The sequence below is a fragment of the Streptomyces sp. NPDC057900 genome (genome assembly GCF_042887885.1).
Lineage (GTDB): Bacteria > Actinomycetota > Actinomycetes > Streptomycetales > Streptomycetaceae > Streptomyces.
Map to the genome: position 1 here is coordinate 134,493 of NZ_JBHVOI010000008.1, position 12,124 is coordinate 146,616.

Sequence of the window (12,124 nt, forward strand, 5' to 3'; positions counted from 1 at the left end):
CTGAGACGTCAGAACTTGTTGAGGAGCTGTCCGTAGATGCCGAACACGCCGATGGCGAGCGGGAAGAGCCCCACGACGCCGATGGACTCGACCAGGTCGGCCGTGCGTCGCAGCCGGACCCGCACGTGCTCGGGCGGCTCGACGGCCAGGGCCAGCAGGGGCAGCAGCGCCGCCGCGCACAGCACCGCGACGGGCCCGGTGCCGCCGGCCTGCTCCGCCCACAGCATCACCAGCCGGACGAGGAGGACAGCGGCGGCGGCGAAGAGCGCCACCACCTCGGCCACCAGCGGGAAGGCTCGGGCCCGCGACAGGAGCACCACGGCGACGAGCGAGGGCAGCAGCACCGTCCACGCGGTCGGCCGGTCTGCCAGGGTGAGGAGCCAGCCCGCGGCGGCCGCCGACACCGAGGTGACGAAGGTCGCGAGGGCGAGCCCGCGATGCGTGGCGGCGAGTGCGTTGCCCACGTCGTGGCGGCTGACGGACACACCGCCCGAGCGCCGGTCGTCGAGTGCGGTGAGGCCGGACGCCATCAGGGCGAGCCGAGGCAGCACGCCGAGCAGGACCACGGAGACCACCGCCATGACGGCACCGAGCCGGGCCGGGTCCGGTTCGGCGGCGGCCACGCTCTCCCAGACGAGGGTGAGGGCTGCCGTCGCCACGGCCCCGATGAGACCGCCCCGGCCCAACGGCGAGAAGAAGCCGAGCAGGGCCAGCGATACGGCGACCGCGCCCGCCACCCCGGCCAGCCGGAGCGCCCCGGACCAGTCGTAGGCGTCGGCGGCGGTCCAGGCGGTGAGGACGGCGAGCCCGGCGGAGACGAACAGCAGGGCGGCCGCCAGGCCGCGATTGCCCCGGCCGAGCCGTGCGACGAGCGCACCCACCACGACGAGGGCGACGGTGACGACCGTCAGGGCCCCGGCCAGCGCGGCGAGCGGGAACTCGTGGCGGGCGAGCAGTGCGGCGATCACCGCGAAGACCACGGTCGTCGCCCCCGCCCCGGCCCGTCGTGCCCCGGGGCTCCACCGCCAGGCCTGCAGGTCGAGGCTGTCGGCCACCAGGTCGGTGACGTCGTGAACCACCGGGGCCGGTGGCGCGGCATGGGCGCGGACGAGCCGGAGTACGGCGCCGTCCCCGATGCCCGCCGACGCCAGGGTGCTGTCATGCGGCAGGGCCGAGCCGTCGGAGGTGATCAACTGCCTGGTGAGCGGCCGCGATGCGGCCCGGTCGTCCAGCAGTTGCAGAATGTCCGGCAGGAGTTGCCCGACAGGAGTGTCCGAGGGCAGCACGATGTCGGCCCGGCGCCGCTCGCCGACCAGGGTCACCCGGCTCATTTCCGCTCGGGAAGTCATTGCTGTGCTCGCCACTTGCGCAAACCTACCATCGCGAATTTCCGGAATTTCGGGCTAATTGGGCAAAGTGTGCCGCGGGTTCTTCTACGGTCCTGAACTTGGCGGAATTCCCTTCCCCGCCGCATCAGGGGCAGGTGTGCCGCCGCGTTTCGGTGCCGCGTCCGCCGCGCGGTCTATCGCGCGGCGCCGGTGGAGGGCGAGGCGGACCGCGGGGGTGAGTGCGCGGGGGCCTCGTACTGCTGGGACTGGCGCTGCTGCTTCTGTTGTTCGGCCTTCTGCCTGTCCAGGGTGTGCTGGAGGAAGGACCAGCCCACGCACCCCGCGCACAGCACGGCGGTGATCGCGATTCCCGCGAACACCTTCCCGAGCCGTTCGTCCGCCGTGCGCCGCGCGCGCTGGGTGCCGAACAGGAGCGCGTCACGCATCCTGCGGCGGCGTACTCCCACCGATTCCAGCAGTTGACTGTCGTAATCCCGTGCCATGGGCCCCCCTTTGCCACTGCAACATATGTCATGGGCCGGCGGTCAGGACACCGCGTCCCGCCGGAACCGGCCGTCCCCGCCCCGCCCCCGATCCCCGCCCCCGTCACCCCTGCCGGAGCGCGAACCACAGCTCCGTCCGTACGTCCATGTCGTCCAGGTCCGCCCCCAGCAGCACCGCGCACCGCCCGATGCGCTGGCGGACCGTGTTGCGGTGGACGCGGAGGGCGGTCGCCGTGCGGTCCCAGCTGCCGTGCAGGCTCAGCCAGCAGCGCAGCGTCTCGGTGAGGGGCTCGGTGAGGGGGGCCAACAGGGCGCGGGCATGGGCCTGGGCGGCTTCCGGGGGGACCAGGGCGGCGAGGCGGGTGACCGGCGCGTCCACCGCCAGTGGGGTGCGGGTCGCCTCCGCGCGGCCGAGGGCGCGTGCGGCCTGGGCGTCGGCCGAGTCCAGCGCGGTGATCGCGGCGGGGGCGGAGGCGCCGAGGGTCCAGCCGGGCTGCGGGGTGATCCGGTCGTCGCCGGGGACCAGCACCCGTACCGCCGCGCCGCCCCGGCCCGCGTCGACCAGCGCCGAGCCCAGGGCCGCGCCGAGCGCCCCGGCCGTGAGCGGGTCCACCGGGTCGCCGCCGCCCCGGCGCGCGTGCACCACCGTCCACCGCTCCGCGCCGCCCAGCAGCGGGGCGACGGCCGCCGGGTCCGCGCCCAGCAGCAGCCGGACCAGTGCGGCGGAGCGGCCGGCGGCGTCGGCGCCCTGGTGCGGGGCGGCCAGCAGGGAGAGCAGGACGACCGCGACCCCGGCGATGGTGTGGTCGCCCGCCTCGCGCCGTTCCGTCGCCAGGGTCAGGACGAGGCCCTGCCCGCCGCCCAGCGCGTACGCGGCGAGATGGGTGGTGCCCAGGGTGTCGGTGGCCGAGGCGGGCGCGGGGCGTACGACCGGCGCGACCACCCGGGAGAGCCGGGTGAGCGCGGCCCGTACGTCGGGGGCCGGTGTCCGGCCGGCCGCGTGCAGTTCCTCGCCGTCGGCCGTGAGCAGCACCGCCCGCCCCTCCAACTGGGCCGCCAGCTGGTGCAGCACGGCCGGTACCGGATCGGTCCTGGCCGCCGCTGTCGCCAGGGCCTGCTGGGCGCGGGTCACCCGGCGCAGTTCGCGTACCCGGGCCTGGGCCATCAGCTGCCACACCGCGCGGGCGATCGCCGTGAACGGGGTCTCGGGCGGCACCTCGATCAGCGGCAGCCCGTACCGTTCGCACGCCGCGATCAGCTCCGCGGGCACCGTGTCGTGCACCGGCCGCACCCCGAATCCGAGCGCCGCCGCCCCCGCCTCCACCAGCCGTGACACATAGGTGTCCGGGTCCGTGAGCAGCACCCCGGCGCTCAGCAGCAGCTCACCGCCGAGCAGATACGGATACGGGTCGGCCATCTCCGAGGTGTGCACCCACAGCAGCTCCGCCTCCGCGGGGCCCGCGATCCGGCGCAGCCCGAGCCCCTCCCTGGCCAGCAGCTCGGTCAGCGGGATGGGCGGGGTCGGCGGGGCGGCCGGTGCGGCGGGGGATTCCGGCATGGAGGGTTCATCCGTTCGGTGCGGTGAGAATGGATGAAACGTACACTTCAGCGTCGCTTCCGGGCCACCTACCGTCTTCACGACAACCGAACCCGCGAACCTTGTGATCGAGACGGAGGAAAGCCCATGGCAGTCGACTACGCCGTGATCGTCGTCTATCTGGCCGGCATGCTCGCCATGGGCTGGTGGGGCATGCGCCGCGCCAAGTCCAAGAGCGAGTTCCTGGTGGCGGGCCGTCGGCTCGGCCCCTTCATGTACTCCGGCACCATGGCCGCCATCGTCCTCGGCGGTGCCTCCACGATCGGCGGGGTCGGCCTCGGCTACCAGTACGGGCTCTCCGGTGCCTGGATGGTCTTCACCATCGGCCTCGGGCTGCTCGCCCTCTCCGTGTTCTTCTCCGCCCGCATCGCGCGGCTGAAGGTCTACACCGTCTCCGAGATGCTCGACCTGCGCTACGGCGGCCGGGCCGGGCTCATCTCGGGCATCGTCATGTGGGCGTACACGCTGATGCTCGCGGTCACCTCGACCATCGCGTACGCCACCATCTTCGACGTCCTCTTCGACATGAACCGGACCGTCGCGATCGTCCTCGGCGGCACCATCGTCGTCGCGTACTCGACGCTCGGCGGCATGTGGTCGATCACGCTCACGGACATGGTCCAGTTCGTCGTCAAGACCATCGGGGTGCTGCTGCTCCTGCTGCCCATCGCGGTGATCAAGGCCGGTGGTTTCGGCGAGATGAAGGCCAAGCTGCCCACCGAGTACTTCGACCCGCTGGGCATCGGCGGCGAGACGATCTTCACGTACGTGCTGATCTACACCTTCGGCATGCTGATCGGCCAGGACATCTGGCAGCGGGTGTTCACCGCCCGCAGCGACCGGGTGGCGCGGCTGGGCGGAACGGTCGCCGGTACGTACTGCCTGGTGTACGCCGTCGCGGGCGCCGTCATCGGTACGGCGGCCAAGGTCATGTACCCGAAGCTGCCCACCGCGGACGCGGCCTTCGCGACCATCGTCAAGGACGAACTCCCGGTGGGCGTACGCGGTCTGGTCCTGGCCGCCGCGCTCGCCGCCGTGATGTCCACCTCCTCCGGTGCGCTGATCGCCTGCGCGACGGTGGCCAACAACGACATCTGGTCCCGGCTCAAGGGCGCGGTCACCCGGGGCGGGGACAGTGCGGAACACGACGAGGTGAAGGGCAACCGCGCCTTCATCCTGATCATGGGCATCGCGGTGATCCTCATCGCCATCGCGCTGAACAACGTGGTCGAGGCCCTGACCGTCGCCTACAACCTGCTCGTCGGCGGACTGCTGGTACCGATCCTCGGCGGCCTGCTCTGGCGCCGGGGCACGGCGGCCGGGGCGCTGGCCGCCGTGGCGGTGGGCGGCCTCGCGGTGATCGGGCTGATGGCGGGGTACGGAATCCTCGCGAACGAGCCGGTCTACTACGGGCTGCTGGCCTCGCTCGCCGTCTACGTAGTCGTCTCGCTGGCCACGAAGCCGACGGACGCGGCGGTGCTCCTGGCCTGGCGCGAGCGGCTGGCGGGGCGTGGCGGGGAGGCGGAGCCGGAGCGCGAGCCGGGCGAGCGGGTGACGGAAGTGGCGGCGGGCTGACGCGGTCAGCCGTCCTCGCGCCCGTCCTGGCGCCGCCCGTCCTCGCCGTGCGGGGCCGGGCGGCGGGCGCGCAGCCGGGTGACGAGCGTTCCGCCGTACCCGGCCGCCAACGGCGCGAGGAACCACAGGAGATAGGCGTAGGAGAACGCCCACGCGAGGCCGAGGCTCAGGGTGAACCAGAGGGCCACCGCCCACGAGGCGTTGGCGTGCCGCCGGGCCAGGGCCACGTCACCGATGACGAGACCGGCGTCGGCCGACACCTCCTTCAGCGCGACCTCGCAGAACAGGATGCCCGCCATCGTGCCGGCGAACAGGGTCTGCGCCATCGGATTGGTGATCGCCGAACCGATGACGGCCGTCGGGAACGGCAGGAACGCCACCAGCAGCAGGAACGGTGCGTGCCAGAAGGCGAAGGTCTTCGACAGCACGCGGATCCGGTCCATCAGCTGGTGATGGCGGCGCCAGACCGACCAGAGCAGGGCGAACGACAGCGCGAACGCGAGGTAGGAGCTCCGCTGGTCCACCAGGAAACGGCCCAGCGAACGGGCCGACGCCAGTTCCGCCTTGTCCGGGCGCTCCAGCTCGACAGCCAGCAGCGTCATGGCGATGGCGAAGATCGCGTCCGTGAAGAAGTTCAGCCGCTCCGTCGAGAGGCCGGGCTCCGGCCGCGCGTCATCGCTCATCCGGGGCTCCCGTCGGTCAAGATCCTCACCCCCCGATCCTAGGGAGCGCCGGGCCATCCGCTCCTGAGCTCGCCGGGGCCCGCCCCCGGCAGAAGCCGAATGTCGGCGGCCGTGCGACGGGATATGGATGGTTCATCCTTTCCGGTCGGCGAGAATGGATGAAATCGACACTTCTGGCCCATTGGCCCGCCGCTTACCGTCGACAGCGGACCCGTGCGCGTGCTTCCGGGCCGTTCCGGGAGATCCCGCAGACCGAAGAAGCAGCGCGTTGCCGAAGGAATCACAGGCATCACAGGCATCACAGGAAAGGTCACCCACCTCATGAGCAGCACCGAAACGCCGCGCGGCCCCGTCGACTCCTCCCGCGTCCCCCGGTACGCCGGGCCCGCGACGTTCGCCCGGCTGCCCCGCCTCGACGAGGTCGGGACGACGGACGTCGCCGTCGTCGGCGTGCCCTTCGACACCGGGGTCTCCTACCGGCCCGGCGCCCGGTTCGGCGGCAACGCGATCCGGGAGGCCTCGCGGCTGCTGCGCCCGTACAACCCGGCGCAGGACGCCTCACCGTTCGCCCTCGCGCAGGTCGCGGACGCCGGTGACATCGCGGCCAACCCGTTCAACATCAACGAGGCCGTCGAGACGATCGAGGCCGCGGCCGACGATCTGCTCTCCACCGGCGCCCGGCTGATGACGCTCGGCGGCGACCACACCATCGCGCTGCCGCTGCTGCGCTCCGTCGCCAAGAAGCACGGGCCCGTCGCGCTGCTCCACTTCGACGCGCACCTGGACACCTGGGACACCTACTTCGGCGCCGAGTACACCCACGGCACCCCGTTCCGCCGGGCCGTGGAGGAGGGCATCCTCGACACCTCCGCGCTCTCCCACGTCGGCACCCGGGGCCCGCTCTACGGGAAGCAGGACCTCACCGACGACGCCAAGATGGGCTTCGGGATCGTGACCTCCGCCGACGTCATGCGGCGCGGCGTCGACGAGATCGCCGACCAGCTCCGGCAGCGCATCGGTGACCGGCCGCTCTACATCTCCATCGACATCGACGTCCTCGACCCGGCGCACGCCCCCGGCACCGGCACCCCGGAGGCCGGCGGCCTCACCTCCCGCGAGCTGCTCGAAATCGTGCGCGGGCTGTCCTCCTGCAACCTGGTCTCCGCCGACCTGGTCGAGGTCGCCCCCGCGTACGATCACGCCGAGATCACCTCCGTCGCCGCCTCCCACACCGCGTACGAGCTGACGACGATCATGACCCGCCAGATTGCAGAGGCACGGACGAAGTGAGCCACGACCACCACGACGAGCGGCCCGAGCTCACCCCCGAGCAGCTCGCCGCCGCGCTGAACCCCCCGTCCGGCCGCAACGGCGGCGACCTCGTCGTCGAGACCCTCCAGGGACTCGGCGCGACCACCGTCTTCGGGCTGCCCGGACAGCACGCGCTCGGCATGTTCGACGCGCTGCGCCGCTCGTCCCTCGGCTACATCGGCCTGCGCGTCGAGAACAACGCGGGCTTCGCCGCCGACGCCTACGGCCGTGTCACCGGCGAGGTCGCCCCGCTCCTGCTGTCCACCGGACCCGGCGCGCTCACCTCGCTCGCCGCGCTCCAGGAGGCCGCCGCGGCCTCCGCCCCCGTGCTCGCGATCTCCAGCCAGATCCCGGTGGCGGGACTCGGCGGCGGACGCCACGGCTACCTGCACGAACTGCGCGACCAGAAGGCGTCGTTCCGCGACATCGTGAAGTCCGTGCACACCGTGCGTACGGCCTCGCAGATCCCGTCCGCGATCGCCGCCGCCTGGGAGTCCGCGCTGACGGCCCCGCACGGACCGGTCTGGGTCGAGATCCCGCAGGACGTGCTCCTCGCCGGGACGACGCTGCCCGTCGTCACGGCGATGGACGCGACCCCGCGCGAGGTGCATGCAAGGCCCGAACTCATCGCCGTCGCCGCCCACCTGCTGTCGAACGCCGAGCGGCCCGCGATCATCGCGGGCGGCGGCGTCGTCCGCTCCGACGCGTCCGGCAAGCTGCGCGCCCTCGCGGAGAAGATCGGTGCCCCGGTCGTCACCACCTTCGGGGGCAAGGGCGCCTTCCCGTGGGAGCACCCGCTCTCGCTCCAGTCCTGGCTGGAGGACCGGCACACGACGGACTTCCTGGAGGACGCCGACGTCCTGCTGGTCGTCGGCTCCGGACTCGGTGAACTCTCGTCGAACTACTACACGTTCGCCCCGCGCGGCCGGGTCGTCCAGATCGAGGCCGACGCCGGCAAGCTGGAGTCCAACCACCCGGCGCTCGGCATCCACGCGGATGCCAGGGACGCCCTGGCAGACCTCCTCGAAGCGGTCACCCCGCGCGAGGACCCGACAGCCGCCGAGCGCGTCCGGGAGCTGCTCGGCCGGGTACGGGACAGGATCGACGCCCAGGAGCGCACCCTGGAGCAGCACCTCCTCGGCGAGATCCGGGCGGCCCTGCCCGACACGTCCCCCAGCTTCTGGGACATGACGATCCTCGCCTACTGGGCCTGGTCCGCCTTCGACGCCCGCCACCCCAACACCATGCACTCCGCCCAGGGCGCGGGCGGTCTCGGCTACGGATTCCCGGCGGCCATCGGCGCGGCGGCGGCCGACCGCACGAAGCCGGTCCTGGCGGTCTCCGGTGACGGCGGCGCGATGTACTCCATCGCGGAGCTGGCCACCGCCCGCCAGTACGACCTCCCGGTCACCTGGCTGATCGTGGACGACGGCGGGTACGGCATCCTGCGCGAGTACATGACCGACGCGTTCGGTGAGGCCACCGGTACGGAGCTGTCCCGCCCGGACTTCGTCGCCCTGGCCGAGTCCTTCGGCGTCCCCGCGGTCCGTACGAGCCCGGAGACGCTCGCCGCCGACCTGGCCAAGTCCTTCGCGCAGCCGGGCCCCTCGGTCGTGGTGCTCCCGGCGCTGCTCAGGATGTTCGAGCCGACGCACCTGTGAGGAAGCCGCGCCTCTGAGGGGGCCGAACGCGACACGCCCGGAACCGTAACGGCTCCGGGCGTGTCGCGTTGATCCGGGTACACCATGACCGCATTCCGCGTATCCCGCACATCCCGCCGTTCCCGGCCCGCACCGACCGCCGCGCTGGCCGTCACCGTGCTCGCCGCCGTCGCGCTCTGCTCGGTGCCCGCCACCGCCACGACGCCCGGGGTGAGCTGCGCCTCCGGCAGGCCCGCCCTCGCCGCGACGCTGTCGAAGGACATCACCGCGGCGCTCAGGGGGCGCGGGTCGACCACCGCGTTGGCGCTCCACGACCGGACCACCGGCACCACGTGCGCGCTGCGGTCCACATCGGCGTACGACTCCGCCAGCGTCGTGAAGGCGACTGTGCTGGCCGCGCTGCTCCGGGACAGCGCCACGCACCACCGCCACCTGACGCGGCGCGAGAGCGATCTCAGCACCGCCATGATCACCAAGTCCGACAACAACGCCACCACCAGCCTGTGGAAGCAGCTCGGCGCCACCAGGATCAGGGCCTTCCTCAAGGCGGCCGGGATGACGCACACGACACCCGGGTCTGGCGGCTACTGGGGGCTCACGCAGATCACCGCGCAGGACGAGCAGCGGCTGCTGGCCCTGCTCACCACGGCGAACCCGGTGCTCAGCGACAAGGCCCGCGCCTACGAGCTGGGACTGATGGGGAGGGTCGTCGCCTCGCAACGCTGGGGAACACCCGCCGGGGTCCCGGCCTCGGCCACCGTCCAGCTCAAGAACGGCTGGCTCCGCCGGGCCACCCACGGCTGGCGGGTGCACAGCATCGGCGCCTTCACGGGCCGGGGCCACGACTACGCGCTCTCGGTGCTCACCCAGGACAACAGGACGATGAACGACGGCGTCGACACCATCCAGGCGGTGGCGCGGGCCGTGCACAAGGACCTGAACGCGCGGTACGCGAGCCACCTGGACGCCGCCGCGCTGAACCGCTGAGCCGTCAGGTCCCCGCCTGGAGGCGCAGGCCCGACAGCGTCAGCTCCAGCCCGGCGAGGAACTGTTCCTTGTCGTCGTGCCCGTCGAACTCGTCGACGATGTCGTGCAGGAACGGGTACGTCCCGGCGTCGAGCGTGCGCCACGTCGCGGCGTAGCGGCCGAGGAACTCCTCGCGGCCCACGAGTCCGTCGACCACCTCCTGGGGCGGCTCCTGCCCCATGTCGGCGGCGTTGGCGACCACGACGCCCACGATCGCCGTCACGGCGTGGAACCGCTGCCGGGGCGTGAGGCCGAGCCGGAGCGTCTGCTGCCCCAGCTCCTCGTAGAGCCGCAACGCGTTGCCCTCGACGTCGATGTTCCGCATGAAGTGCGCGCCCAGCCACGGCCGGTCCACGACCGCGTCGAACAGGGTGACGGCCATCACGCGCAGGTCGTCGATCGGATCGCCGCTGCTGTGCTGCTTCTCGACGGTGGTCAGCACCCCGCCCAGCACATGGTCGATGGCGCGGTCGAGCAGGTCGTCCTTGCCGGATACGTACCAGTAGATGCTGCCGACGCCCGTGCCGAGCCGGGCCGCGAGGGCGCGGAGGGTCAGCGCCGGCTCGCCCGCCTCGTCGAGCAGGGCCACGGCCGCCGAGAGGACGGCCTCGATGGAGTGCGATCCACGCTGACGTCCTCGGGAAGGGCGATCGGCGGGTCGTGGTCGCGGGCCTGTCATGTCACCCATCCAATCACAGCTTGCGCATCTATCGAACTCCGTTCTATTGTCGAACCACGTTCTATTGTAGAACGTCGTTCGATACTCGGAGACGTTCCGGAAGGAGGCCCGTCATGACCACCACCGCCACCGCGCCCAGCGCGCCACGCACCTATCCGTCCCTGCGCGCCGCATGGATACCCCTGGCCGCGCTCTGTCTGGCCTTCTTCGTCGAAATGGTCGACAACACCCTGCTCTCGATCGCACTGCCCACGATCGGCCGGGACCTCGGCAGCGGCACGACCGCGCTGCAGTGGGTCACCGGCGCCTACTCGCTGACGTTCGGCGGCCTGCTGCTGACAGCGGGATCGATGGCCGACCGGCTCGGGCGGCGGCGCGTGCTGCTGGTCGGCCTCGCGGTGTTCGGCCTGCTCAGCCTGGGCGTCGCCGCGGTCTCCACGGCGGGGCAGCTCATCACCCTGCGGGCCGGCCTCGGCATCGCCGCCGCGGCCATGGCCCCCATCACCAACTCGCTGGTCTTCCGGCTCTTCGACGACAAGGCGCTGCGGATGCGCGCCATGACCCTGATGATCATCGTCGGCATGTCCGGCTTCGTCCTCGGCCCGCTGCTGGGCGGCACCGCCCTGGCCCACGTGCGGTGGCAGTGGCTGCTGCTCGTCAACGCCCCGATCGCCCTGATCGCGGCCATCGGCGTCCGCCTCGGCGTCCCGGCCGACCGGCCGCAGGACCTGACCCGCGACCGGCTCGACCTGCCCGGCGCCGTCCTGAGCGTCGCCACCATCGGCCTCGCCTGCTACTCGCTGACCAGCGGCGTCGAGCACGGCTGGCTCTCCGCGGCCACCCTCGCCTCGCTCCTCGGCGCCCTCGTCGCGGGACTGGCCTTCGTGTGGCACGAGCGCCGCAGCCCGGCGCCCATGCTCGACCTGCGCCTCTTCTCCAACGGCACCGTGCGCGGTGCCGCCATCGCGCAGATCGGCACGGCCATCGCGATGGCCGCCGTGATGTTCGGCCTGATCCTCCACTTCCAGTACGCCTACGGATGGAGCCCCGTACGGGCCGGACTGGCGAACCTGCCGCTCATCCTGACGATGATCCTCGCGACCCCGCTGTCCGAATGGCTCGCGGCACGGTTCGGCCACCGCGTCGCCTGTCTGGTCGGCGCGGCCTGCCTGGCCGGCTCCCTGGCCGGACTGTCCTGGGGCGTCGACCACGGGTACGGCGTCATAGCGCTCTGCATGGTCGTGATGACCATCGGGCTGCGCACCGTCATGACCATCTGCGCCATCGCGCTCGTCGACGCGATGCCGTCCAACCGCACCTCGATCGGCACGGCCCTCAACGACACCGCCCAGGAGGTCGGCAGCAGCATCGGCACCGCCCTGGTCGGCACCCTGATCGCCGTACTGGTCACCACCCAGCTGCCCGCGGGCACCTGGAGCGACGCCCTGGTGGCGTCGTTCTTCCACGGCGAGCGGATCACCTACGCGATACTCGCGGCCGTCGTCGGCCTGATCGCCGCGGGCGGCGCGCTCTCCCTCACCAACTCCCGAGTCACGGAGGAAGCGCACTGAGACGACAGGCCTAGGGCTTGTCCGGCGGATCATGGCCGGGGGCGCGGCGTCTGGCACGGCACCTCGCCGCGTTGCCGAAACGCCCCAATAGCTCCGCTATCGAGACGCTCCGGCGCCTTGCGATGCACCGCACCAGACGCCGCGCCCTATCCGACCCTGATCCACCGGACAAGCCCTAGGCCGCAGGGCG

At 72.2% G+C, this 12,124-nt stretch carries 10 protein-coding genes; 5 read left to right on the forward strand and 5 right to left on the reverse strand.

The window, feature by feature from the left end; genetic code table 11:
• Positions 1–8: 8 nt before the first annotated feature.
• The 3 genes from eccD to ACFVQ0_RS26850 form a co-directional block, all read right to left on the reverse strand.
• Positions 9–1,349: a type VII secretion integral membrane protein EccD gene (gene eccD / locus ACFVQ0_RS26840; RefSeq protein WP_390091756.1), complete on the reverse strand. Its 1,341-nt coding sequence runs from the start codon at positions 1,347–1,349 to the stop codon at positions 9–11.
• A 173-nt stretch (positions 1,350–1,522) separates the two neighbouring features.
• The gene (locus ACFVQ0_RS26845) at positions 1,523–1,831 is read right to left on the reverse strand and encodes a hypothetical protein (RefSeq protein WP_390091757.1); all 309 of its coding nucleotides are present in this window, start codon (positions 1,829–1,831) and stop codon (positions 1,523–1,525) included.
• Between the two features lie 103 nt (positions 1,832–1,934).
• Positions 1,935–3,389 (reverse strand): PucR family transcriptional regulator, encoded by a 1,455-nt coding sequence (locus tag ACFVQ0_RS26850; RefSeq protein ID WP_390091758.1) that lies wholly within the window; start codon positions 3,387–3,389, stop codon positions 1,935–1,937.
• A 126-nt stretch (positions 3,390–3,515) separates the two neighbouring features.
• On the opposite strand from ACFVQ0_RS26850, the gene ACFVQ0_RS26855 reads away from it, so the two are divergent.
• Entirely contained in the window at positions 3,516–5,003 is a 1,488-nt protein-coding gene (locus ACFVQ0_RS26855) for a sodium:solute symporter (RefSeq protein WP_390091759.1), read from the forward strand.
• Between the two features lie 5 nt (positions 5,004–5,008).
• Here the strand turns inward: ACFVQ0_RS26855 and ACFVQ0_RS26860 are convergent, their stop codons facing one another.
• On the reverse strand, positions 5,009–5,686 hold the full coding sequence (locus tag ACFVQ0_RS26860) for a TMEM175 family protein (RefSeq protein WP_390091760.1): 678 nt from the start codon (positions 5,684–5,686) through the stop codon (positions 5,009–5,011).
• Positions 5,687–6,007: 321 nt separating this feature from the next.
• Between ACFVQ0_RS26860 and speB the strand changes: the two genes are divergently transcribed.
• The 3 genes from speB (at position 6,008) to ACFVQ0_RS26875 (ending at position 9,645) form a co-directional block, all read left to right on the forward strand.
• Entirely contained in the window at positions 6,008–6,976 is a 969-nt protein-coding gene (speB, locus tag ACFVQ0_RS26865) for an agmatinase (RefSeq protein ID WP_371773072.1), read from the forward strand.
• A complete protein-coding gene (locus ACFVQ0_RS26870; protein ID WP_390091761.1) occupies positions 6,973–8,658 on the forward strand; it encodes a thiamine pyrophosphate-binding protein in 1,686 nt (561 codons plus the stop codon). Before speB ends, ACFVQ0_RS26870 begins: the two co-directional genes overlap by 4 nt.
• A gap of 84 nt (positions 8,659–8,742) precedes the next feature.
• Complete coding sequence (locus ACFVQ0_RS26875; RefSeq protein ID WP_390091762.1) at positions 8,743–9,645, forward strand: serine hydrolase; 903 nt, start codon at positions 8,743–8,745, stop codon at positions 9,643–9,645.
• Positions 9,646–9,649: 4 nt separating this feature from the next.
• Here the strand turns inward: ACFVQ0_RS26875 and ACFVQ0_RS26880 are convergent, their stop codons facing one another.
• Entirely contained in the window at positions 9,650–10,297 is a 648-nt protein-coding gene (locus ACFVQ0_RS26880; protein WP_390091859.1) for a TetR/AcrR family transcriptional regulator, read from the reverse strand.
• A 179-nt stretch (positions 10,298–10,476) separates the two neighbouring features.
• Here ACFVQ0_RS26880 and ACFVQ0_RS26885 point away from each other — a divergent pair, with 179 nt between their 5' ends.
• Complete coding sequence (locus ACFVQ0_RS26885; protein WP_390091763.1) at positions 10,477–11,934, forward strand: MFS transporter; 1,458 nt, start codon at positions 10,477–10,479, stop codon at positions 11,932–11,934.
• Positions 11,935–12,124: the final 190 nt, after the last annotated feature.